General features: G+C 64.3%; 24 protein-coding genes. 17 read left to right on the top strand and 7 right to left on the bottom strand.

What is annotated here, in order from left to right; genetic code table 11:
• The first annotated feature begins 160 nt into the window (after positions 1 to 160).
• From EB235_RS06135 to EB235_RS06095, 9 genes are all read left to right on the top strand, one after another.
• On the top strand, positions 161 to 2,578 hold the full coding sequence (locus EB235_RS06135) for a glucan 1,4-alpha-glucosidase (protein ID WP_027031844.1): 2,418 nt from the start codon (positions 161 to 163) through the stop codon (positions 2,576 to 2,578).
• Positions 2,579 to 2,626: 48 nt separating this feature from the next.
• The gene (gene gnd, locus EB235_RS06130; RefSeq protein WP_027031845.1) at positions 2,627 to 3,643 is read left to right on the top strand and encodes a phosphogluconate dehydrogenase (NAD(+)-dependent, decarboxylating); all 1,017 of its coding nucleotides are present in this window, start codon (positions 2,627 to 2,629) and stop codon (positions 3,641 to 3,643) included.
• Between the two features lie 22 nt (positions 3,644 to 3,665).
• On the top strand, positions 3,666 to 5,042 hold the full coding sequence (gene zwf / locus EB235_RS06125) for a glucose-6-phosphate dehydrogenase (protein WP_027031846.1): 1,377 nt from the start codon (positions 3,666 to 3,668) through the stop codon (positions 5,040 to 5,042).
• Positions 5,043 to 5,056: 14 nt separating this feature from the next.
• Positions 5,057 to 5,761 (top strand): ROK family protein, encoded by a 705-nt coding sequence (locus tag EB235_RS06120; RefSeq protein ID WP_027031847.1) that lies wholly within the window; start codon positions 5,057 to 5,059, stop codon positions 5,759 to 5,761.
• Between the two features lie 214 nt (positions 5,762 to 5,975).
• Complete coding sequence (locus tag EB235_RS06115) at positions 5,976 to 6,434, top strand: MucR family transcriptional regulator (protein WP_027031848.1); 459 nt, start codon at positions 5,976 to 5,978, stop codon at positions 6,432 to 6,434.
• A 24-nt stretch (positions 6,435 to 6,458) separates the two neighbouring features.
• On the top strand, positions 6,459 to 6,953 hold the full coding sequence (locus tag EB235_RS06110) for a hypothetical protein (protein WP_027031849.1): 495 nt from the start codon (positions 6,459 to 6,461) through the stop codon (positions 6,951 to 6,953).
• Between the two features lie 70 nt (positions 6,954 to 7,023).
• Positions 7,024 to 8,124, top strand: coding sequence for an aminotransferase class I/II-fold pyridoxal phosphate-dependent enzyme (locus EB235_RS06105; RefSeq protein ID WP_027031850.1), 1,101 nt, complete (start codon positions 7,024 to 7,026; stop codon positions 8,122 to 8,124).
• A gap of 161 nt (positions 8,125 to 8,285) precedes the next feature.
• A complete protein-coding gene (locus EB235_RS06100; protein ID WP_027031851.1) occupies positions 8,286 to 9,524 on the top strand; it encodes an MFS transporter in 1,239 nt (412 codons plus the stop codon).
• 38 nt (positions 9,525 to 9,562) lie between these two features.
• Complete coding sequence (locus EB235_RS06095) at positions 9,563 to 9,871, top strand: NIPSNAP family protein (RefSeq protein WP_027031852.1); 309 nt, start codon at positions 9,563 to 9,565, stop codon at positions 9,869 to 9,871.
• Positions 9,872 to 9,893: 22 nt separating this feature from the next.
• Here the strand turns inward: EB235_RS06095 and EB235_RS06090 are convergent, their stop codons facing one another.
• From EB235_RS06090 to hemC, 6 genes are all read right to left on the bottom strand, one after another.
• Positions 9,894 to 10,610: a glutamine amidotransferase gene (locus tag EB235_RS06090; RefSeq protein WP_027031853.1), complete on the bottom strand. Its 717-nt coding sequence runs from the start codon at positions 10,608 to 10,610 to the stop codon at positions 9,894 to 9,896.
• An 18-nt stretch (positions 10,611 to 10,628) separates the two neighbouring features.
• Positions 10,629 to 11,108, bottom strand: coding sequence for a TerB family tellurite resistance protein (locus tag EB235_RS06085; RefSeq protein ID WP_027031854.1), 480 nt, complete (start codon positions 11,106 to 11,108; stop codon positions 10,629 to 10,631).
• 31 nt (positions 11,109 to 11,139) lie between these two features.
• Complete coding sequence (locus tag EB235_RS06080; protein ID WP_027031855.1) at positions 11,140 to 12,729, bottom strand: heme biosynthesis protein HemY; 1,590 nt, start codon at positions 12,727 to 12,729, stop codon at positions 11,140 to 11,142.
• Between the two features lie 10 nt (positions 12,730 to 12,739).
• Complete coding sequence (locus tag EB235_RS06075) at positions 12,740 to 14,230, bottom strand: COG4223 family protein (protein ID WP_027031856.1); 1,491 nt, start codon at positions 14,228 to 14,230, stop codon at positions 12,740 to 12,742.
• A 109-nt stretch (positions 14,231 to 14,339) separates the two neighbouring features.
• Positions 14,340 to 15,056, bottom strand: coding sequence for a uroporphyrinogen-III synthase (locus EB235_RS06070; RefSeq protein WP_027031857.1), 717 nt, complete (start codon positions 15,054 to 15,056; stop codon positions 14,340 to 14,342).
• 2 nt (positions 15,057 to 15,058) lie between these two features.
• Positions 15,059 to 15,985: a hydroxymethylbilane synthase gene (gene hemC, locus EB235_RS06065; RefSeq protein ID WP_027031858.1), complete on the bottom strand. Its 927-nt coding sequence runs from the start codon at positions 15,983 to 15,985 to the stop codon at positions 15,059 to 15,061.
• 101 nt (positions 15,986 to 16,086) lie between these two features.
• Here hemC and tsaD point away from each other — a divergent pair, with 101 nt between their 5' ends.
• The 7 genes from tsaD to EB235_RS06030 all read left to right on the top strand — a co-directional run bounded on the left by tsaD (position 16,087) and on the right by EB235_RS06030 (position 20,900).
• Positions 16,087 to 17,172, top strand: a complete 1,086-nt coding sequence (gene tsaD / locus EB235_RS06060) for a tRNA (adenosine(37)-N6)-threonylcarbamoyltransferase complex transferase subunit TsaD (protein ID WP_171878170.1) — start codon at positions 16,087 to 16,089, stop codon at positions 17,170 to 17,172.
• Positions 17,169 to 18,185, top strand: coding sequence for an NAD(P)H-dependent glycerol-3-phosphate dehydrogenase (locus EB235_RS06055; protein WP_027031860.1), 1,017 nt, complete (start codon positions 17,169 to 17,171; stop codon positions 18,183 to 18,185). The genes tsaD and EB235_RS06055 overlap by 4 nt, the downstream gene beginning before the upstream one ends.
• 52 nt (positions 18,186 to 18,237) lie before the next feature.
• The gene (locus EB235_RS06050) at positions 18,238 to 18,534 is read left to right on the top strand and encodes a YciI-like protein (protein ID WP_027031861.1); all 297 of its coding nucleotides are present in this window, start codon (positions 18,238 to 18,240) and stop codon (positions 18,532 to 18,534) included.
• A 42-nt stretch (positions 18,535 to 18,576) separates the two neighbouring features.
• Entirely contained in the window at positions 18,577 to 19,002 is a 426-nt protein-coding gene (locus tag EB235_RS06045; protein ID WP_027031862.1) for an EVE domain-containing protein, read from the top strand.
• The gene (locus tag EB235_RS06040; protein WP_171878135.1) at positions 18,957 to 19,655 is read left to right on the top strand and encodes a class I SAM-dependent methyltransferase; all 699 of its coding nucleotides are present in this window, start codon (positions 18,957 to 18,959) and stop codon (positions 19,653 to 19,655) included. Before EB235_RS06045 ends, EB235_RS06040 begins: the two co-directional genes overlap by 46 nt.
• Positions 19,656 to 19,725: 70 nt before the next feature.
• A complete protein-coding gene (locus tag EB235_RS06035; protein WP_027031864.1) occupies positions 19,726 to 20,142 on the top strand; it encodes a DUF1761 domain-containing protein in 417 nt (138 codons plus the stop codon).
• A gap of 14 nt (positions 20,143 to 20,156) precedes the next feature.
• On the top strand, positions 20,157 to 20,900 hold the full coding sequence (locus tag EB235_RS06030; protein WP_027031865.1) for a glycosyltransferase family 25 protein: 744 nt from the start codon (positions 20,157 to 20,159) through the stop codon (positions 20,898 to 20,900).
• 28 nt (positions 20,901 to 20,928) lie between these two features.
• On the opposite strand, the gene gcvA is transcribed toward EB235_RS06030, so the two are convergent.
• Complete coding sequence (gcvA, locus tag EB235_RS06025; protein WP_027031866.1) at positions 20,929 to 21,861, bottom strand: transcriptional regulator GcvA; 933 nt, start codon at positions 21,859 to 21,861, stop codon at positions 20,929 to 20,931.
• Between the two features lie 164 nt (positions 21,862 to 22,025).
• Here gcvA and EB235_RS06020 point away from each other — a divergent pair, with 164 nt between their 5' ends.
• Entirely contained in the window at positions 22,026 to 22,265 is a 240-nt protein-coding gene (locus EB235_RS06020) for a hypothetical protein (protein ID WP_027031867.1), read from the top strand.
• Positions 22,266 to 22,290 lie beyond the last annotated feature (25 nt).

The raw sequence follows: 22,290 nt of genomic DNA, 5'->3' as shown, positions 1-22,290 counted from the left end.
CGTGGCTCGCGTTCCTGTTTTTTATCTATTGTCAGACAAATGCAGATGGGCCGCAAACTGTCAACTGCAATCAGCGACGGCCTGCCGATCAACTTGCGGTGCAATGATTGTAATGGCCGCGTTGGATGGGTAAGGCATGCGCATAGGAGGCCAAACAAACATGGCAGTGACGCCGATCGTTCCCCCGGGAGCCCCGGGAATTCCGGCGCGCTGGACGTCGAGCGCCAAGAGTGGTGTTGGCACATCGCTTTCACCCACAGGCCAGATCTGGTTCACGATCAGCCACGGCATCCTAAACGAAATCTACTATCCGCGCGTCGACAGCGCCTGCACGCGCGACCTCGGCCTGATCGTCACCGGCCCCGACCGCTATTTCTCGGAAGAGAAGCGCGATTCCCAGCACACGATCGAGCCGTTCGAGGCCGGCGTACCCGCCTACAGCTTGGTCAACACCGCCGCCGATGGGACCTACCGTATCGAAAAACGCATCCTTACCGACCCGGCGCGGCCCGCGCTGCTGCAGGAAATCACTTTCACCGCGCTCAAAGGTGCAGCCGACGACTACCGCGTCTACGCGCTTCTGGCGCCGCATCTGGTCAATGCCGGCATGGGCAACACCGCCTGGGTCGGCGCCCATAAGGGAAAGCCCCTATTGTTTGCCTCCGGGCGTGGCTCTTGCCTGGCGCTGGCTTCGTCGCTGCCCTGGCGAGACTGTTCAGCCGGCTATGCCGGCTTCTCCGATGGCTGGCAGCAACTCAATCATACCGGCAAGCTCGATACGGCCTGTCAGCGCGCCGAGGACGGCAATGTCGCGCTGACCGGCGAGATCGGTTTTTCGGCGACCAAGACAAAAGCGGTGCTGGCGCTGGGTTTTGGCGCAACACCAGAGGAGGCGGCCGAAAATGCCTTCGCCAGCCTGAAGCGGGGTTTTGAGCCGGCAGCGAAGGCCTACGTCAAGAACTGGCGCAAATGGCAGGCCGGCCTGCTGCCTCTGGACCGGCACGCGGCGTCCGGGATCAACGGCTACCGCGTCTCGACGGCGGTTCTGGCGACGCACCGGTCCATCGCCATGCCGGGCGCGGCGGTCGCCAGCCTGTCGATCCCCTGGGGCTTCAACAAGGGCGACGACGACCTTGGCGGCTATCATCTGGTCTGGCCGCGTGATCTGGTCGAAACGGCGGGCGGGTTCCTCGCCGCCGGCGATGCCGCCTCGGCGCTGCAGATCCTCGAATATCTGCGCTCCATCCAGCAGCCGGACGGACACTGGCCGCAGAATGCCTGGCTCGACGGATCGGCCTATTGGCCCGGCATCCAGATGGATGAATGCGCCTTTCCGCTGCTGCTGGCCGATGCCTTGCATCGCGCCGGCCATCTGCCGCGCGCCAAGCTGGCGTCCTTCCTGCAGATGATCAAGACAGCTGCCTCCTATGTCGTGCGCAACGGACCCGTCACCGGCGAGGACCGTTGGGAGGAAGATGCCGGCTTCAGCCCGTTCACGCTCGCCGTCGAGATCGCGGCCCTGCTTGCCGCCGCCGATCTGCTCGACGCCTGCGGCAAACCGGACGACGCAACCTATCTGCGCGAGACATCAGATGGCTGGAACGACCAGGTCGAGCGTTGGACCTATGTCACCGGCACTGCAATCTGCGAGGCGTCAGGCGTCGAGGGCTACTACGTCCGCATCGCGCCACCCGACAGCGCCGAAGCCGGCTCGCCGAAGGACGGCTTTGTCCCCATCAAGAACCGGCCGCCCGGCGACACCGACCAACCCGCTGGGGAAATCGTCAGCCCGGATGCGCTGGCGCTGGTGCGCTTTGGCCTGCGGGCCGCCGATGATCCGCGCATCGTCAACACCGTCAAGGTCATCGACGGCCGGCTGCGCTGCGAATTGCCGCAAGGAACGCTCTGGTATCGCTACAATGGCGATGGCTATGGCGAGCACCAGGACGGCTCGCCGTTCGACGGCACCGGCCAGGGCCGGCCCTGGCCGCTGATGGCCGGCGAACGCGCCCATTACGAATTGGCGGCGGGGCGCAAGGACAAGGCGGCCACCCTGCTCAAGGCGCTGGAAGGCTCCGCCGAGCCCGGCGGCCTGTTGCCGGAGCAGGTCTGGGACGGCGCCGACCTGCCGGAACGCGAATTGCTGCTTGGTCGCCCCTCGGGGAGCGCCATGCCGCTGGTCTGGGCACACTCGGAGCATATCAAGCTGCTGCGCTCGCTGCGCGACGGCGCTGTCTTCGACATGCCGCCGCAAGGCGTCAAGCGCTACATCGAGGACAAGACCGTGTCGCCGTTCAGGGCATGGCGGTTCAACAACAAGATCCGCTTGCTGCCGGAAGGCAAGACGCTGCGCGTCGAGCTGCTGGCGCCGGCGATTGTTCGCTGGAGCGCGGATAGCTGGGCGACCGCCATCAACGCCCAGACAGAAGAGAACGCTTTCGGCATCCATCTTGCCGATCTGCCGACCGCCAGCCTCCGCAAGGGAAGCACGCTGATCTTCACTTTTTTCTGGCTCGCAACCGGCGATTGGGAGAATGTCGACTTCACCGTCATATCAGGCGACCAGGACAGCCAGTAAAGCCTTCCTCGATAAACCAGCAAATCTCCAGGAAACAGGGACGAAACCATGCAGATCGGAATGATGGGACTGGGCCGGATGGGTGCCAACATGGTCCGCCGCCTGATGCGCGACGGCCACGAATGCGTCGTCTACGACATCAACCCCGCCAGCGTCGCCGCCCTGGTGACCGACGGCGCGCTGGGAGCGGCGTCCCTGACGGAATTCGTCGGCAAGCTCGCCAAGCCGCGTTGTGTCTGGCTGATGCTGCCGGCGGCGATCACCGGCAAGATTGCAGACCAGGTCGCGGCCCTGATGGAGCCCGGCGACATCATCATCGATGGCGGCAATTCCTACTATCACGACGCCGTTGATCAGGCCGCGGAGCTCGCGGCCAAGGGCCTGCACTATGTCGATGTCGGCACCAGTGGCGGTGTCTGGGGCCTTGAGCGCGGCTACTGCCTGATGATCGGCGGCCCCGACGAGGCGGTCAAACATCTCGACCCGATTTTCGCGACGCTGGCGCCCGGCGCCGATGCCGGAGCACCCACCCCCGACAAGGCCGCCGGCACGGCGCCCTTCGGCTACCTGCATTGCGGACCAAGCGGCGCCGGCCACTTCGTCAAGATGGTGCATAACGGCATCGAATACGGCGTCATGGCCGCCTATGCCGAAGGCATGAACATCCTGAAATCGGCCAATGCCGGCAAGCGGCAACGCACGGCCGACGCCGAGACCAGCCCGCTGGAAAACCCGCAATACTACCAGTTCGACGTCGACCTTCCCCAGGTGGCCGAAGTCTGGCGGCATGGCAGCGTCATCGGCTCCTGGTTGCTCGATCTCACCGCCGGCGCGCTGAAGAGCGACCCGGGCCTGGCGAATTTCGGCGGCCGGGTCTCGGATTCGGGCGAAGGACGCTGGACGCTGAAAGCGGCGATCGACACCGGCGTGCCGGCGCCGGTGCTATCCTCGGCGCTGTTCGACCGCTTCTCCTCGCAAGGCGAATCCGAATTCGCCGATAAGCTCCTGTCCGCCATGCGCTATGCCTTTGGTGGCCATGTCGAGAAGCCGAAGGATGGCAAATGAAGGCGACAGGGGAGACGCGCGCATGAGCCAGGAACGGTCCGACACGCTGGTGCTCTTCGGAGCCACCGGTGACCTTGCCCACAAGAAGATATTTCCGGCCCTCTACCAGATGGTGGCCAAGGGCACGCTCACCGAGCCGGTGATCGGCGTCGCCTTCGAGGCCTGGGAGCTGAAGCAGCTGCAGGATCGCGCCCGCGACGGCATCGTCAACGCGCTGGGCACTATCGACGAGACGGTCTTCGCCAAGCTGGCCTCGCTGATGCGCTATGTCAGCGGCGATTATCGCGATCCGGCCACCTTCGAGAAACTGAAGACCGCGCTCGGCAGCGCACAACGGCCGCTGCACTACATGGCGGTGCCGCCGACCATGTTCGAGACCGTCGTGCAAGGGTTGGAGCAATCGGGCACCGCGCATGGCGCGCGGCTGATGGTGGAAAAGCCTTTCGGCCACGATCTGCAGTCGGCGCGCTGGCTGAACCGGGTGCTGCATCTGGTGTTCGACGAACAGTCGATCTTCCGCATCGACCACTATCTCGGCAAGGAAGCGATCCAAAACCTGCTCTATTTCCGCTTCGCCAATTCGTTCCTCGAGCCGATCTGGAACCGCAATTACGTCGAGAGCGTGCAGATCACCATGGCCGAGGATTTCGGCGTCGAGGGCCGCGGCAAATTCTATGACGATGTCGGCGCCATCCGCGACGTCATCGAAAACCATCTGCTCAACATCCTGCTGCTGTTGGCCATGGAGCCACCCGTCGGCCATTCCGCCGATGATCTGATCGACGAGAAGGTGCAGGTGCTCCGCGCCATCCGCACCTTGACCAAGGACGATGTTGTGCGCGGCCAGTTCACCGGCTATCTCGCGGAACCGGGTGTGAGGCCGAACTCGCCGGTCGAGACCTTCGCGGCGGTGCGCTTCTTCGTCGACACCTGGCGCTGGCAGGACGTGCCGTTCTTCATCCGCGCCGGCAAGAACATGCCGGTGCATGTCACCGAGGTGGTGGTGCGGCTGAAGCGGCCGCCGCTCGATGTCTTCGATCCGATCAAGCCCGCCGACCAGAATTACGTGCGCTTCCGCATCGACCCGCAGGTGATGATCGCCATCGGCGCACAGCGCAAGGCGCCCGGCGACGACATGGTCGGCGAGCAGGTCGAACTCACCGCGCTCGACGACTCAAAGAGCGACATGCCGCCTTACGAAAGGCTGATCGGCGACGCCATGAACGGCAACGGCCAGCTCTTCACCCGCCAGGACGCGGCTGAACTTGCGTGGCGCATCGTCGGCCCGGTGCTCGGCGACACCACGCCGCCGCATCTCTATGAGCCGAAAACGTGGGGACCGGCGGACGCCATGGCCGGCTTCGGGCCGCCCAATGGCTGGATCGACCCGGTGGCATGAACGGAGGGGAAGTGATGGCCAAGGCGGTAAAGCAAACGGACTCGGGTGCTGATAAGATCGTGCTTTCGATCGATATTGGCGGTTCGCATGTGAAGATCCTGACCAGCGCCGGCGGCACCGAGCGCCGGGCCGACTCGGGCCCGGACCTGACGCCGCAGCAGATGATCGATACGGTGAAGAAGCTCGCTGAAGGCCTGCCCTACGACGTCATTTCGATGGGTTACCCGGGCCCGGTACGTCACGACAAGCCGGTGCTAGATCCCATGAATCTCGGCAAGGGTTGGGCCGGCTTCGATTTCGCCGCGCAGTTCGGCAAGCCGGTCAAGGTCGTCAACGACGCGCTGATGCAAGCCATCGGCAGCTACGAAGGCGGGCGCATGCTGTTCCTCGGCCTTGGAACGGGTCTGGGTGCAGCGATGATCGCCGACCATGTCGGCCTGCCTATGGAGCTCGCCCACCTTCCCTACAAGAAGACCAGGAGTTTCGAGGACTATGTCGGCGAGCGCGGTCTGGAAAGGCGCGGCAAGAAGAAGTGGCGCGAATCCGTCTTCGACGTCGTCAACCGGCTGCGCGCCGCCCTGCAGCCAGACTATGTCGTCATTGGCGGCGGCAATGTCGACAAGCTCGACGAATTGCCGGCCGACTCCAGGCGCGGCGACAACACACGCGCCTTCGAAGGCGGATTTCGTCTGTGGCGAGACAAGGCGTTGATCGTCTGATAGTATTACAGTTTAGTATAGTTGTTCAAAATAACGTGTGACGATGGCTTAAATCGTTGCGTTATGCAGATTTGCCGACTAGGAATTTTGCCGTACTGCCTGGCGTGCTCCACGCGATACGCCTAGGGACGCTTCAGAATTTTTTGATTTTACGCCTGGTCCTTTCGAAAACGACCCCGATTTTCGAGGCCATTCGCCATAGACGGAGGAAACATTGACCGACGACAGCAACGACGCTCGCATCGACCTTCTCGAGCTGACCGCCCACATCGTATCCGCTTACGTCGAGAAGAACCGCCTGCCCGTCTCCGGTCTGGCCGACCTCATCGCCAGCGTCGCCACCTCGATCGAAGGGCTCGGCAAGCCGGCCGTGCCGGAGGCCGCCCCCCTGGTTCCCGCGGTCAACCCGAAGAAGTCGGTAACGCCGGATTTCATCATCTGCCTCGAGGACGGCAAGAAGTTCAAATCGCTGAAGCGCCATCTCGGCGTGCATTTCAACCTGACCCCGGACGCCTACCGCGCCAAATGGGGCTTGCCGGCTGACTACCCGATGGTCGCCCCCAACTATGCCGCGTCGCGCTCGCTGCTGGCGAAGTCGATCGGTCTCGGCCGCAAGGCCGTCGAGGTGGTGCCCGTCAAGGCCAAGGGCCGCAAGGCCAAGGTTTCGGCCTGAGGCTAGAAGCTGCGGAGCGGTCTCGTGCAGTTCAAGAACGAGACCGACAATTATTTAGACCTTGGACTCTATAAGTACGGCTCGCGCTATGCCGTGTTGCGCGAGCCGGAACTTGGCGGAATATACAGTAAACTTGAAGCAAGATACGGGAAGGCTTTTGACCTCTCGCCAATGAGATGCCGACCCGTGGACGGTATTGAGGTGGAAGCCTACAGGACCCAAGGGGCGCCATTCTTCGTACTGTTCTACGCGACGCAAAAGGAGCTAATCGGCGGGCCTCTCTTCGTTGTAACCGAGCTACATGGCCGAATTTCCCGTCCAGATGCCTTGTTTGTACTTCAGAACTCCATCGGGCTTTCCTTGGCTCATGCCGACAAGGGGGGTGTGAATCACCTCTGTTTCCAACAAGATCTCGAATTTCTGCTGGTTAGAGATCAGAACGACATAGTGGCAGGTTACGGAAAAGCGGCCGCCTGGCTGAAAGCTTTCCGCAAGTCCTATCCCGAATTTGTCGTTTGAAGGTCAGATCGTTGACAACAGGCCTTCGCTGCTGAGATGGAGCTTTGAGCTACAGTCGCAGGGGAAAGCCATGAACTACACCAGGATGGTGATCGAGAAAGAGGCGCCGGAGGAATACGGCTACGACCGTATCCGCTACAACCTCTCCGAAAGCTCGATCGCCGACCAGAAACTCTCCGACATCGGCCTGTCGCTGCCCGATCTGACGCTCTTCTACGGCGAGCATCGCGGCGACAAGGAATTGCGCGCGCTGATCGCGGCGCAGGATGCCGGGGTTTCGCCTGACGATGTCCTGGTCACAGCCGGCGCCGCCGGCGCGCTGTTCATCATCTCGACGTCGCTTTTGTCGGCGAGCGATCATCTCGTCGTCATCAGGCCCAACTACGCCACCAACATCGAAACGCCCCGCGCCATCGGCTGCGCCATCAGCTTTGTCGACCTCGCCTTCGCGGACGGCTTTGCCATCGATGTCGAGCGTATCAAGGCGGCGATCCAGCCGAACACGAAGCTGATCAGCGTCACCTGCCCGCACAACCCGACCGGCACGATGATGTCGCGCGCCAATCTGGACGCGCTGGTGGCGCTCGCCGAGGCCAGCAATTGCCATTTGCTGGTCGACGAGACCTATCGCGATCTTTCCTATGGCAGCCGCCTGCCGTCCGCGGCCTCGCTGAGCCCCAAGGCGATCAGCGTATCGTCGCTATCAAAGGCCTTCGGGATTCCCGGCATCCGCATCGGCTGGCTGATCACCAGGGATGCGCAGCTGCAGGAGACATTCCTCGCCGCCAAGGAGCAGATCGGCATCTGCGGCAGCGTCATCGATGAAGGCATTGCGCGCGGCATGCTGGAGCGCCGGGACGCGTTCCTGGGCGCGCTGCTGCCCGAGATGGCCAAGCGCCGCGACATCGTCCAGGCCTGGATTGACCGCGAGCCGCTGGTCGACTGGATCAGGCCCGAAGGCGGTGTCGTCGGCTTCCCGCGCCTCAATGTCGAACCCGGTTTCGACCTCGACCGGTTCTATGTCGATCTGCTGGAAAACCACGGCACCTATGTCGGGCCCGGCCACTGGTTCGAAATGGAAAAGCGCTTCTTCCGCGTTGGTTTTGGTTGGCCGGCGGAAGCTGAGTTGAGAGGCGGCCTCGACGCCATTTCCGCGGCGCTGCGGCAGTAACTTCCTTGTGCGATAGAAAGAACAGGCTGAAAATCCCTTGATCCAGGCCGGATTTTAACGCACATCCCGCCGCGAACTTTGTTAGACGTTCCATTGGTCGGACCAGCGCCCATCCGGGAAATGCCCCGCCGATCAATGCCATCGCAACGGGGCCTCTCTCCATGACACCAGTACAAACTTCACCGGAGCAGCGTTACGCCGCCTTCCGGCACAAGGCCTTCCTCAGCTACTGGACGGCGCGCTTCCTCACCACCTTCGCGACCATGATCGTCTCCGTCGCCGTCGGCTGGCAGATCTATGATCTGACGCGCGATCCCTTCGACCTCGGCATTGTCGGCATCGTCCAGTTCCTGCCGTCGCTGCTCTTGGTGCTGGTCACCGGCGTCGTGGCCGACCGCTTCGGCCGCCGCCTGATCATGGCGCTGGCAACCGTGGTCGAGGCAGGCTGTGCGCTCGTTCTCCTCTATTTCACGCTGCGCGGCCTCGTCAGTCCGCTGCCGATCTTCGTCGTTCTGGCCCTGTTCGGCATGGCGCGTGCCTTTTACGGACCCGCCTCGTCGTCGCTGTTCGCCAATCTTGTGCCGCCGGAGGATTTCGGCAACGCGATTGCGTGGAACTCGTCCGCCTGGCAGACGGCGACGATCATCGGCCCGGTCGCCGGCGGCCTGCTCTATGGCGTCTCGCCCGAAGCCGCATATGCCGTCGCTTCCGTGCTGATGCTGGTGGCCGGCCTGCTGATCTTCACCATTCCAAAACCCATCCAGCAGACCGCCACCGACAAGCCGACGATGGAGACGCTGTTTGCCGGCTTTCGCTACATCTGGAGCGAGAAGATCGTGCTCGGCGCCATCTCGCTCGATCTCTTCGCCGTGCTTCTCTCCGGCGCCTCGGCACTGCTGCCGGTCTATGCGCGCGACATTCTGCAGCTCGGCCCGTGGGGGCTCGGCCTGCTGCGCTCCGCGCCCGGCATCGGCGCCATCTGCGTTGCGGTGTGGCTCGCCGGGCACCCGCTTCGCGACAATGCCGGCAAGATCATGCTCGGCTTCGTCGCGGCGTTCGGCGCCTGCACTGTGCTGTTTGGCCTGTCGACCATCACCTGGCTGTCGATCGTGGCGCTGGCCTTCCTCGGCGCCACCGATATGTTCAGCGTCTACATCAGGGAAACGCTCATCCAGCTGTGGACACCGGACGAGGTCCGCGGCCGCGTCAACGCCGTCAACCAGGTTTTCGTTGGCGCCTCCAACGAAGTCGGCGAATTCCGCGCCGGCACCATGGCGGCGCTGATCGGCACCGTGCCAGCCGTAGTGATCGGCGGCGTCGGCGCCATCGCGGTCGCCGGGCTGTGGGCTTATTTGTTTCCGCAATTGCGCAAGGTGCGCCACCTCAACGGGCGCAACTGACACTCAGCAAGATCCATCACCCTGTCACAGGAGCTCCCATGATCACCTGTTACCTGAAATATGTCATCGACCCTTACAAGCTTGCCGAGTTTGAAGACTATGGCCGCCGCTGGATCGGTCTGGTCAATCGCCTCGGCGGAAACCATCATGGCTATTTCCTTCCGAGCGAAGGGGCGAACAACATCGCCTATGCGATGTTCACCTTTCCGAGCCTTGCCGACTACGAGGACTATCGCAAGCGGATGGCTGCCGACCCGGAATGCCAGGAAGTGTATGAAACGGAAAAGCGCAATCGCAGCATTCTCAGCTATGAGCGCAGCTTCATGAGGCCGGTGCTCGAACCCTAGAGAGTTACCGGAAGAGAGGGGGCTACCGCGCCGCCGCCCTGCCGAAGATCATGCGCAGGAACTCGTCCAGCCAGCGCTTCAGGTGCATGTCCCAGATCAGCCGGCCGCCGAGATGATCGCGGCCGGGCTGTGCGCCCGGCAACTCGAAGCGATGCGCGCCGCGCACCACCCAGCGATGCATCATCACGCGCGTCAGTTCGCCATGGAACTGGATGCCCCAGGCATTGTCGCCGTAGCGGAAGGCCTGGTTGGGATAGGTCTCGGCCGTCGCCAGAAGTGTGGCGTCCTTCGGCAGTGAGAAGCCTTCGCGGTGGAACTGGTAGACCATTTCGGGCCAGTGCAGGAGTTTCTTGCCCGCTTCGGTCGCCTTCAGCGGATACCAGCCGATCTCGACCAGACCCTCACCGTGACCCTCGACCTTGCCGCCGAGGTGATTGACCAGCATCTGCGCGCCGAGGCAGATGCCGAGGCATGGCCGGTTCTCCCTGAGCGGAATGTCCAGCCAGTTGGTCTCGCGGCGGACGAACTCGTCCTCATCATTGGCGCTCATCGGGCCGCCGAACACAACCGTACCGGCATGGCCATCCAGCGTCTCCGGCAAGGCATCGCCCAGCGGCGGGCGGCGGATGTCGAGTTCAAAACCCTCTTCTATGAGCATGTGGCCGACGCGGCCCGGGCTCGAATTCTCCTGATGCAGCACGATCAGGATTTTTGGCTTCGAACTCGTTTGGCGCGGCATCGTCAGGCGAGATCCCGTCTATTCGTCGCTTGAAATGCCACGCGCACCCGGCGCTTGCGCCGCCGCCTTTCGGCGCGCCTCGACCCGGTCGTGACGCTCGACGCCGATCAGCTCGGCGACGCGCCACACAGTATTGTCCTCGAGCTCGTGCAGTTCGCCATCGGCATAGACGATCTCCCACATCAGCCCGATAAAGGCCTTGCGTCCGTCCGCGTCGAGATGGCGCTTGAGCACGCTGGTGAAGGCATAGAGGTCGATCGCCTCATTGTCGGCTTGCTCGCCGGCGGCGGCCAGCGCTTCGAGTTCGGCACCGCTGATCGAGTAGCTTTCGGCAAGCACCGCCTTGAACCGTTCCCACTCGACATCCTGGCGCACGCCATCGGCGTTCATCACATGATAGAGCAATGCCGACGCCGCGACGCGCGGATCATCCGTGCTTGTGTGCGTGCCGGCGCCGGTTGGCAAATCCCTGAGAAACGAAAGAACGCGTTCGAACATCAATCCATTCCCAAACGGCCTAATGGCCAAATCAAAACAGCCGGAACCGGCGCGGCGACTTTTCCGCTTCCTCGTCCGGATCGACGCCCGGATCATCCGGCAGGCGCGTCAGTTCTTCCGCCGGCTCGACCGCCTCGGCATCGGCCGGTATGGCGGCAAAGGCTGCAGCCGTGACCGGCGTGACGTGGTCTTCGTGGCTCTCGGCTCGCTTGCCCTCGCTGCCCGGGGCGGAATGATCAATCACATCGATCGGCTTTTCTGGCCTCGCCGGAGCTTCGATAGCCGCAACGGCGGCTTCCGGCGCGTCCTCGCGGCTGTCGATCAACTGGCCAAGCCGTTCCATCGGCGCCCGCCACTCGAAGGCATCGAGCCGTCCGGTGACCGGCGATACCGGTGCCCAGCGCTCCGAAACGACGCCATCGGCCACCCAGGCCGGGTCGCGCGGCGCCCGCACCGCCTTGGACAGCAGCTGCCGCACCTTGCCCTGGTCGCCGGTCTCGGCTTCCTCGATATCGGCCAGCAGCAGATAGGCGCCTTCGCGGCGGTCCATCCGGATCGCGGCCTCGGCCTCACGTCGCGCGGTCGAAAAATCCTGCGCGTCGAGCGCGGCACGCGCCACTGTCATCGACGATTCTGCGTGGTTCTTCTTCATCTCCTGCAGCTTCTTCGCCCGGTTGAGCCGGTCGAGCACGGCGTCGCCCGGACGGGCATGCGTATAGAGCTCGGCGATCTCCGGATGCGGCTCGGCCTTCCAGGCGGCTTCGAGGATCTTCGAGCCCTTGCGCACGTCGTTCTGTTTGAACAGTGCGGCAGCCGCGGCAACGGCGGCCGGCGCAAAGTCCGGTTGCAGCTTGTTGGCCTCGATCGCCGCTGTCCTGGCGGCAGCGGGATCGCTGTCGGCCAGCGATTGCGCCTTGGCGGTCAACAGCACGGCGCGGCGGCGGTTGGCGGCGTCGCGTTCGATCTGGCGTGTCGACTTCTGCGCATCGACCAGCTTCAGTGCGCCGTCCCAGTCGCCGCGCGCAGCCAGCTCCTCAAGCGTCGATTCGGCCGCCCAGGCCAGTTGCGGCGCCACTGCGGCGGCACGGCCGGCATAGTGCCGGGCGGCGTTGCGGTCACCGAGCCGTTCGGCTTCGAGGTACAGACCACGCAGGCCAAGCAGCCGCATTTCGGGATCGTCGAGCATGCTCTCGAATTTTTGGCGCGCCCCTTCATGGTCGCCTTCGAGCAGCGATGCCTGCGCCTCCAGCAGATGGATCAGCGGCTCCTGGTCGGAACGGATCAGCTTGGCCGCTTCCTTGGTCTTCTTGCGCGCCAGCGCACCGTCGCCGGCGCCGGCGGCGATCATGCCCGTCGACAGCGCCTGATAGCCACGGTCGCGGCGCCGTACGCGGAAATAGCGGGAGATGGTGTAGGGGCTGTTCCACAGCGACTTGATCAGCCACCACAGGATCATCACCCCGGCGACCACGGCAACGACGGCCACCGCCGCCACCATCAGGCTGACCTGGTACTGGTAGCCGTTGAAGGTAACGACCATGTCGCCCGGCCGATCGGCCAGCCAGGCAAAGCCCAGCCCGAGCGCGAAGACGACGATGAGGAAGACGAGCAGGCGGATCATCGTGTTGCCCTCATGCCTTCATCGCGCTGGAGATCAGCGTGTCGACCTGGGTTTCGACTTCAATGCGCGCCTTCAGTTTGCCGGCAAATTCAGCCCCTGCAGCCTTCACGGCCTCGGGCAGCGAATTGTACTCGCTGAGCGCCTTGGCATAGTCGCCCTGGGTGACCGCCACCTCCATGCGCGCCACGGTTTCCGGCGCACCAGCACCTTCGACGGCGCCGATCGGCCGGACCTTGACCAGCGATTCGGCACTCGACATCAGATTCTGCAGGAAGCCGGCATTCTGATCGACCGGCGTTGCGGCTACGACCATCGCATTGGCGGCGGCATCCATCTGCGCGGCGATCTCGGTGCGGGTGGGCACGCCCTTCTCGGCATACGGCCGCAAGGTCGCGAGTTCCGGCGCGTTGGGTGAAATCGCGGCCAGCGTATCGAGTTCGGCCGAGAACGGCGCGCCGCGTTCGAGCGCCGACTTCAAGGCCGACGCGGCGATGGCGAGCGCGATCTTCGGCTGTCCGGCCGCGGCCTCGACCTTGCCGGAGAGCTGCGACACCGACTGTTCCAGCGCGGTGAGCCGGCCATCCTGCGCCTTCGCCGCCTCGCCCGTTGATTTCACCAGCGCATCGAGACCGGACAGCTTCTCGTTGAGCGGGCCGAGATCGACCGGCGCCGCGCCGCCGGCCTTGCCGAGGGCGGCGACCGCGGTTTCGATCTGCGTGACCTTGTCGCCCAGCGCGGCGAGCCCGGCATTGTCGCCCGCGCCGCCGGATGCGACCGCCGATTTCAACGCGGCTACGTCGGCCTTTACCTGCTCCAGGCCCGAGGAAAGCCCGACCAGCTTGGCCGTTGCATCGCCGCTGCCGCCGGCTTCCTTCAGCCCGGCGATTTCGCTCTTCAGCGAAGCGATCTCGCCGTTGACGCCGTCGAGCGAGACACCGGCGCCGGAACCCGGTGCGCCGAGCAGGCCGGCAAACTGCAGGCCGCCGGCGCCGACCAGCGCGATGACACCGCCGATGATGCCGGCGGCGATCCCGTTGACGCCGCCACGCTTTGCCGAAGGAGGTGTCGGCGCCATCTTGTCCTCCCGTGTCTCGGTTTTTGCCTTGCTGTCGTCGACGCGCTTGGCCGACGCATCCTCGAAATTGTAATCGGAAGTAGCCTTGGTGCGGCTGGGCGCCGCATCCGAACCGGGATAGGGCAGCTCCGGCTCGGCGGCTTTGGCCTCAGCCTCTGCCGGCGTTTCCGCCTCGGCCGCCCCGGCCGTCGCGGCATCGGAGTGCTCCCAGGGTTCGAGATCGACCTGGTCCGCATGCACCGGCTCTTCGGGAACATCCGCTTGGGAAGGTTCCACCGCTATGGCGTCCGCTGGGGCTTCTTCGGTTGCCGCCGGAGACGTCGCCGCAGCCTCGTCGACGATGCGGGAGACGGCGCCCGGTTCGAGATCGATGGTCACCGGCTCGCGGCGGCTTTTCGAGTGTCGCATCTTCGGCGTCTTGACCATGCCGGGGCTCCGCAAATTCGCTTCGTCTCAACGCCTGGCGGCGCATGATGGTTCAGAAAGGGTCTAGCACATCACCAAGCGGTGAAAAGGGGCGGTGTGATGACGCGGGTCAGCGGGGCGGCGGCAAAAGCGCCAGCAGCGCCTCCTCGTCGGGCTGCGCCGCAATACGGATTGCTTTGCCGGCGCTGTCGTCAAAAGCAGCGGCGATGCGCGCGGAAAGCGCGAAAAACAAAGTCTTTTCAAAGAGGCCTTGCAAAGCCGGCCGTTTGGCCAGGACCTGCATCGCGGCACCCGCCTTGGCCGAATAAAGCAGCACCGCATCGACCGCTTGACCCGACAGAAGCGCCAGGATCGTCTCGTCGGAATATCCCACCGGAAGCGTGTCGTATGTCTCCACAGCGCGTACCCGGACCCCTGCCGCTTCCAGCCTCTGCTCAAACAGCGCAAACCGCACGCGGCCGCAGAGATAGACGATCGCCTTGCCGGGAAACGCCGCCGCAATGCTGTCGGCCAGCGCCTCGGCATCACTGGCGCCTTCGATGACCGAAGAGAATCCCATCTTGCGGGCCGCCTCAGTGGTCCTGGTTCCCACGGCATGGCAAGGTAGAGCAGCAAGCGCGGCGATGACCGCCTTTGGGGCATGGCGCACGGCATTGGCGCTGGTGACGGCAACGGCGACGGCATCGCCGGGGATCAGCCCGGCAACGGCAGGCAAGGCCGTCGTTTCGGTCAGCGGCAGCAGAATCGGCTGGAATCCCATGTCCTGAAGCCGCCGCGCCGTGCGCGAGGCGCCTGGCTCCGGCCTGGTCACCAGGACGCGAAGCATGTTCAGAGCCAGCCGTCGAAGAATTTTCCGCCAGCCCTGGCGCGAACGGTCCGTGCGGCCTCATCGCCGATGCGGGCGGCATCCTGCGCTGCCCCTTGCAGTTCGACCGTGTGCGACTGCGTGCCGTCGGGCGAAATGATCAGGCCCGCGAAAGAGAGCTTTCCGGCCTCGATCGCCGCATAGCCGGCGATCGGCGTGCGGCAGGAGCCGTCGAGCGCCGCGAGGAAGGCCCTTTCGCAGGCCAAGGCTTGCCCGGTCGGCACATCGTGGATGGCGATCAGCATCTTCTCGACAGCGCGATCGCCGATACGGGTCTCGATGCCGATCGCGCCTTGTCCGGGTGCCGGCGGGAACATGTCGAGCGGTATCAGGTCGGTAACGACATGCTCCAGGCCGAGCCGCTTCAGCCCGGCATAAGCGAGGATGGTGCCGGCGGCGACCCCTTCGTCCAGCTTGCGCAGCCGCGTCTGCACATTGCCGCGAAACATCACCACGTCGAGATCCGGCCGCATGCGGCGGATCAGCGCCTGCCGCCTGAGCGATGACGAGCCGACTTTGGCCCCGCGCGGCAGCTCGGCGATGGTCTTCGCCGCCTTGCCGACAAAAGCGTCGCGCGCATCCTCGCGCGGCAGGAAGGCGGAGAGTTCCAGGCCATCGGGCAGTTGCGTCGGCATGTCCTTCGACGAATGCACCGCGATGTCGATCGCGCCGGCGAGCAGAGCCTCCTCGATTTCCTTGGTGAACAGACCCTTGCCGCCGGCTTCCGACAGTGGTCGGTCCTGGATGCGGTCGCCGCTGGTCGAGATAACGACCACTTCGAACGCCTCCGCCGGCAGGCCATGCGCGGCCATCAGCCGCGCCTGCGTTTCATGCGCCTGGGCCAGCGCCAGCGGGCTGCCGCGTGTTCCGATTTTCAAGGTTGTTTGCATGACGCGCGGTCCGTGATAACCCCCGGGCAAGCGAGGCCTTTCGGGCTTTCTCCTAAAGGGGAAAGCCTCACGATACAATCTTCGGGAATAGCGACGAATTGATCCGCGTTCTGGGCATTGAGACGAGTTGTGACGAAACCGCCGCCAGCGTCGTGGCGCTGGAGGGCGACGCCGCGCCGAAAATCCTGTCCAACGTCGTGCTTTCCCAGATCGAGGAGCATGCCGCCTTCGGTGGTGTCGTGCCGGAGATCGCCGCGCGCGCCCATGTCGAGGCGCTGGACGGCATCATCGAGGCAGCACTTGCCGATTCGGGCACAGACCTTGACGATATCGATGCGATCGCCGCCACAGCCGGCCCCGGCCTGGTCGGCGGCCTGATCGTCGGGCTGATGACGGCCAAGGCGATCGCCGCGGCAGCGAACAAGCCGCTTATCGCCATCAACCACCTCGAAGGCCATGCCTTGACGGCGCGGCTGACCGATGGGCTCGAATTCCCCTATCTGCTGCTGCTGGTCTCTGGCGGCCACACGCAGATCCTCGCCGTGCGCGGGGTCGGCGACTATCAGCGCTGGGCCACCACCATCGATGACGCGCTCGGCGAAGCCTTCGACAAGACCGCCAAGATGCTCGGCCTGCCCTATCCCGGCGGGCCGAATGTCGAGAAGGCAGCGGTATCAGGCGACGCCACGCGCTTCGCCTTCCCGCGCCCGATGAAGGGATCGGCGCAGCCCGACTTCTCCTTCTCCGGCTTGAAGACGGCTGTGCGCCAGGCCGCGACGGCCATCGCGCCCTTGAGCGACCAGGACGTCGCCGACATCTGTGCCTCGTTCCAGGCGGCGGTCGCCGATGCGCTGGCAGACCGCGTTTCCCGCGCGCTGGCACGCTTCAGCCAAACATTTCCTGGCACGAGAAAGCCCGCCCTGGTCGTCGCCGGTGGCGTCGCCGCCAACCGCACCATCAAGGCGACGCTGGAGCGGCTTTGCGCTGACGCCGGCTTCACCTTCGTCGCGCCGCCGCTGAAGCTGTGCACCGACAATGCGGCGATGATCGCCTGGGCCGGCATCGAGCGCCTGCGCGAAGGCCTGGCGCAGGAGAACGGCTTCGATTTCGTGCCACGCTCGCGCTGGCCGCTGGACAGCATATCCATACCGATGATCGGGTCCGGCCGGCGCGGAGCCAAGGCATGACTGGAGAAGCCGCGAACCTGCCGGGCCAAAAAGCCTGGCGCGTCACAGTACTCGGCGGCGGCGCATGGGGTACGGCGCTGGCGCTGGCCACGCTGCGCGCCGGCCATGCGGTGCGCCTGTTCGCGCGCGACCCGGAAACCGTGGCCGCGATCGGCCAGGGCCAGAACCCGCGCTACTTGCCCGGCATTGCGATTGAGCCCGGCATCGAGGCGACATCCGACATCAAGGCGGCGCTCACAGGCGCCGATTGCGTACTGGCGGTGACGCCTGCGCAATCGCTGCGAGCGACGCTGGCGTCCGCCAAGGACTACATGCCTTCGGGCGTCCCGCTTGTCCTTTGCGCCAAGGGCATCGAGCGCGACACCGGCGCCTTGCTGTCCGCAATCGTCGAGGAGATCCTGCCTGGAAATCCGGTCGCCGCACTGTCGGGTCCAAGCTTCGCCACCGATGTCGCCCGCGGCTTGCCGACAGCGGTGGTGGTCGCGGCCGGCGACGAGGCCCTGGCGGCCGATCTTGCTGCCCGCTTTTCGGCCGAAAACCTGCGCTGCTATTCCAGCGACGACCTGATCGGCGTCGAGATCGGCGGCGCCCTGAAGAATGTCTTTGCCATCGCCGCGGGCGCCGTCACCGGCGCCGGGCTCGGCGCCAGCGCCCAGGCCGCCATGGTGACCCGCGGCTTCGTCGAACTGCGCCGCATCGGCGCTGCCTTCGGCGCCAGGCCCGAGACTTTGATGGGGCTTTCCGGCCTCGGCGACCTGCTGCTGACCTGTTCATCGGCGCAATCACGCAACTTTGCTTATGGGCTGGCACTCGGTCAGGGTAAACCGCTTGCCGGCCTGCCGCTTGCCGAGGGCGTGCCGACAGCGGCCATCGCCGCCCGCATCGCCGTCGAGCGCGGCATAGACGCGCCGATCATCGCCGCTGTCGCGGCCATACTGGACGGCACCATCACCATCCGCCAGGCCGTGACCGCCTTGATGACCCGGCCGCTGAAGACCGAAACCAACGATTGATCCCCACCAAGCTGAGCCCCCCAACCTCGAACCGAAGACCAGGAGAAAGACCATGCTGTTTGCTTTTGTTTGCAAGGACAAGCCCGGAAGCCTGCAGGTACGCATCGACACGCGGCCGGTGCATGTTGCTTTTCTCGAAGGGCTGAATGCGGAGAAGAAACTGGCCTTTGCCGGCCCGTTCCTCGATGCCGACGGCAAGCCCAATGGCAGCCTGGTGGTTGTCGATGCGCCTGACCTGGCCGCGGCGCAAGCCCTGTCGGCCGCCGATCCCTACGCCAAGGCCGGCCTGTTCGAAAGCGTCGAAATCCGCCAGTGGAACTGGACGTTCAACAAGCCGGCGGCTAGTTAATTCCAGCCGCAGACAAGGCGCGTCGCAAGGAGGAGCACAGGCATGAACTACTGGTTGTTCAAATCGGAGCCGTTCAAGTTCTCCTTCGAGATGCTGAAGGCCAAGGGCAAGGCCGGCACGCAGTGGGACGGCGTGCGCAACTACGCCGCCCGCAACAACATGAAGGCGATGCAGATCGGCGATCTCGGCTTCTTCTACCATTCCAATGAGGGGCTGAACGTCGTCGGCATCGCCGAGGTCTGCGGGCTGGCGCACCCCGACACCACTTCGGACGATCCGCGCTGGGAATGCGTCGATATCCGCGCCGTCAAGGACATGCCGAACCCGCCGACGCTGGAACAGGTCAAGGCCAATCCCAAGCTTGCCGAAATGGCGCTGGTGCGGCTTGGGCGGCTTTCCGTGCAGCCGGTCACCCCGGCCGAATGGAAGGAAGTCTGCCGCATGGGCGGCCTGATACCTGCTCCGTGACGGTCCTGACGCCAAACAGCGCGCAAAAATTCATTCTCGACAACACGGCGCTGATAGCGCCGCCGCATGTGCCTGAGATTGTTCTGCGCCTCGCCGATGAAGCGCACGATCTTTGGCAGCGGACCGAGGACGAACTGGTCGAGATCGGCCTGCCACCACCCTTCTGGGCGTTTGCCTGGGCCGGCGGCCAAGGCCTCGCCCGCTATGTCCTGGACAATCCCGACAAGGTGCGGGGCAAGCGCGTGCTCGACTTCGCCTCGGGCTCCGGCCTCGTCGCCATCGCCGCCGCCAAGGCGGGCGCCGTTGAGGTGATCGCCGCCGACATCGACCCGTTCTGCGCCACCGCGATCCGGCTCAACGGCGAGGCCAATGACGTCCAGGTCAAATTCCTCGGCACCGACTGCATCGGCGCCGATGCGGGCTGGGACGTGATCCTGGCCGGTGACGTTTTCTACGACAAATCCTTCGCCGATCTGTTGATGCCGTGGTTTGCGACGCTCAAGGCACGCGGCGCCGAGATCTTCGTTGGCGATCCCGGTCGGTCATACATGCCAACGGCCGGGCTGGAACCGCTTGCCGTCTATGAAGTCGCCGTCACCCGGGCATTGGAGGACGCGCTGGTCAAGCGCACCACTGTCTGGCGGTTTGCTTGACGCCATCGGCGAAGCGCTCGATACAAGGCACATGCAGGGTGCTCGGCCTGCGTCTGGAGGGGGGAAGCTCATGGATTTTTCAGCAGTGAACTGGCTGGCGGTGATCGCCGCCGCTGTCGTGGCTTGGCTGTTCGGTGCCGCCTGGTACATGGCGTTGAGCAAACCATGGCTCAAAGCCGCCAGGCTCGATGCCACGACCATGAAGAAATCGCCGCTGCCCTTCATCATCAGCTTCATCGCCGAACTGATCATGGCCTACATCATGGCCCTGGTCGTCGGCGCCATGACCGGCGGCGAGCCGACATGGCTTGCAGGGCTTATCTTCGGCTTCGTGCTTTGGCTGGGTTTCGTCGCCACGACGCTGTCGGTCAACCATCGCTATGAGAATTTCGGCTGGGACCTGACCCTCATCGACGGCGGTCACTGGCTGGGTGTCTTGTTGATCATCGGCGCGGTGATCGGCTGGTTCGGCGCCGCGGCAAGCTGAACGGTGCGTTGACGATGGCAGAAAAGTCCGGATTTCCGCGCGACCTGGTGTTCACCCGGATCTGTCACGTCAAGCAGGGTTACGACGACCGACGCCGCCACATTGTCCGCGAGTTCGAGCGGCGCGGCGTGCCAGTCTATTTTTACACGGACTGGGACCGGCCCGATATCACCCCGGAGATCCGCAACGAGCTGGTCGCGCCCACCTTTACCCACGCGCCGGCCGTTTCGCTGGCGCTGAAGCATGTCGGCATCTGGCGCGATTTCCTTGAGACCGACCTGCCCTATTGCCTGGTGTTCGAGGACGACGTCTTCCTCGCCCGCGACTTCGTCGCCAAGTTCCGGCAAGGGATGGCCGAGCTTGGCAGCCCCACGCGCAAGGCCGTCATCTATCTCGGCAATGGCAGCAACTACTACACGCCGAGCTGGAAATTGCGCAGGGGTCAAAGGCTCTACCCGGCACTCCATGCCAGATGTACCGATTCCTACCTCATCACCCGTCCGGTCGCCGAAGCCCGTTGCGCCTGGATCGATCAGAACAAGATATACACCTCGATCGACCACCAGGTCGAACAGATGGATGAGAAGCTCGGCATTGAAATGCTGTGGTTCGAACGGCCGATTGTCGAGCAGGGAAGCGAAAACGGAGCGTTTGAGACCTCCATTTCCGCGAAAAGATACCCGCGTTTGTACAAGAGCCTGAAATGGAAGTGGAAGAAGTACACAAGGATGGTCTTCGGTCACAACGCCCGGTCGTGAACCAAGGACCGAGCGCGGCGGAACCGGCCTATGCCTTGTCCGTGCTGGGCGTCTTTGCCGCTTCCTCAAGAAGCCATTCGCGAAACGCGACGATGCGCGCGTCGTCCTTCGCGGTTTGCGGATAGACCAGGAAATAGGCGAATTCCGGCGCGACCTTGATGCCGAGTTGGAAGGGGCGGACAAGACGTCCCTGCGACAGGTCGTTGGCCACCATGGCGAAATCGGCCAGCGCCACGGCGTTCCCATCCAGTGCTGCCTGCGTGGCATCGGTCGAGGAGCCGAAGACGAGGGTGCGGCTGTCGTCGAAATCATCGACGCCCGCCGCCTGCATCCACATGCTCCAGTTCGGCCAGGTGACGCCTTGCCGCGACCATTCGATATGCGCGAGCGTGTGCTGGAACAGATCGCGCGGCTCATTGAGCGGCGGGCCTGAAGCGAGCAGCGCCGGGCTGCACACCGGGATGATGATGTTTTCGAACAGCCGGTGCGCGCACAGCCCCGGATATTTGCCGGTGCCGAAGCGGATGCCGATGTCGACGTCGTCGCGCTCGAAGTCCCTGACATCGTAGGTGATGTCGAAGCGCAGCTCGATGCCCGGCCTTTGGCGGCGGAAATCATCGACGCGCCGCATCAGCCATTTTGTCGCGAACTGCGCGTCGAGCGTCACCTTCAGCAACGCCGTGCCGCGCGTCATCTTGCGGGCGCGGGACACCGCCCGGTTGAGCAGGTCGAGCGCGTCGATCGACGCCTCGAACAGCACGTTTCCCGCTTCCGTCAGCCGCATGGTGCGGCTGGTGCGCGTGAACAGCACCAGATCGAGCTGATCCTCGATTTCCTTGACCTGGTGGCTGACCGCGGCCGGCGTCAGCCCAAGCTCGTCGGCGGCACGGGTGAAATTGAGGTGCCGCGCCGCTGCCTCGAAGGTCCTCAGCGCACGCGTTCCGGGGAGCAGGCGGGCCATCAGCACTTGACCTCGAAAGAGCGGAGCATGGCGTCTTGATCCTCAAATTTAACTTGATGATTGAACAAAAACTACTCGTTTCCTCCCAAGATTTCAATCAGGCATGATGTGAGCATCGAAGTACCATTAAACCGGATTTGAAGTCCGGATGAACGGATCGCATCATGTCTCATATCGCTCTTCACCCCGCATATACCGCCCGGCCGGCGTGGCTTTCGGCAGTCCGTGACTGGCTGCGTCAGGCCAGGGTCGCGGTCAATCTTCCGCACCAGAACGTCGAGGATCTGTCCGATCGCCAGTTGCGCGATATCGGCGCCGGCCGCAAGGACATCGCCCGGGCCATGGACCGCGAGATCGGCCGTCTGGGCCTGCTCGATATTGGCTGGCAGCAGCCGAGGAAGTAGGGATTGGGCAGTAGGGAATAGGCAG

Origin of the sequence: Mesorhizobium loti R88b (genome assembly GCF_013170845.1) — a bacterium.
Classification (GTDB): Bacteria; Pseudomonadota; Alphaproteobacteria; order Rhizobiales; family Rhizobiaceae; genus Mesorhizobium; species Mesorhizobium loti_B.
Note: the sequence above shows the minus strand (reverse complement) of the source record. Positions and strands in the feature narration are given on the sequence as shown.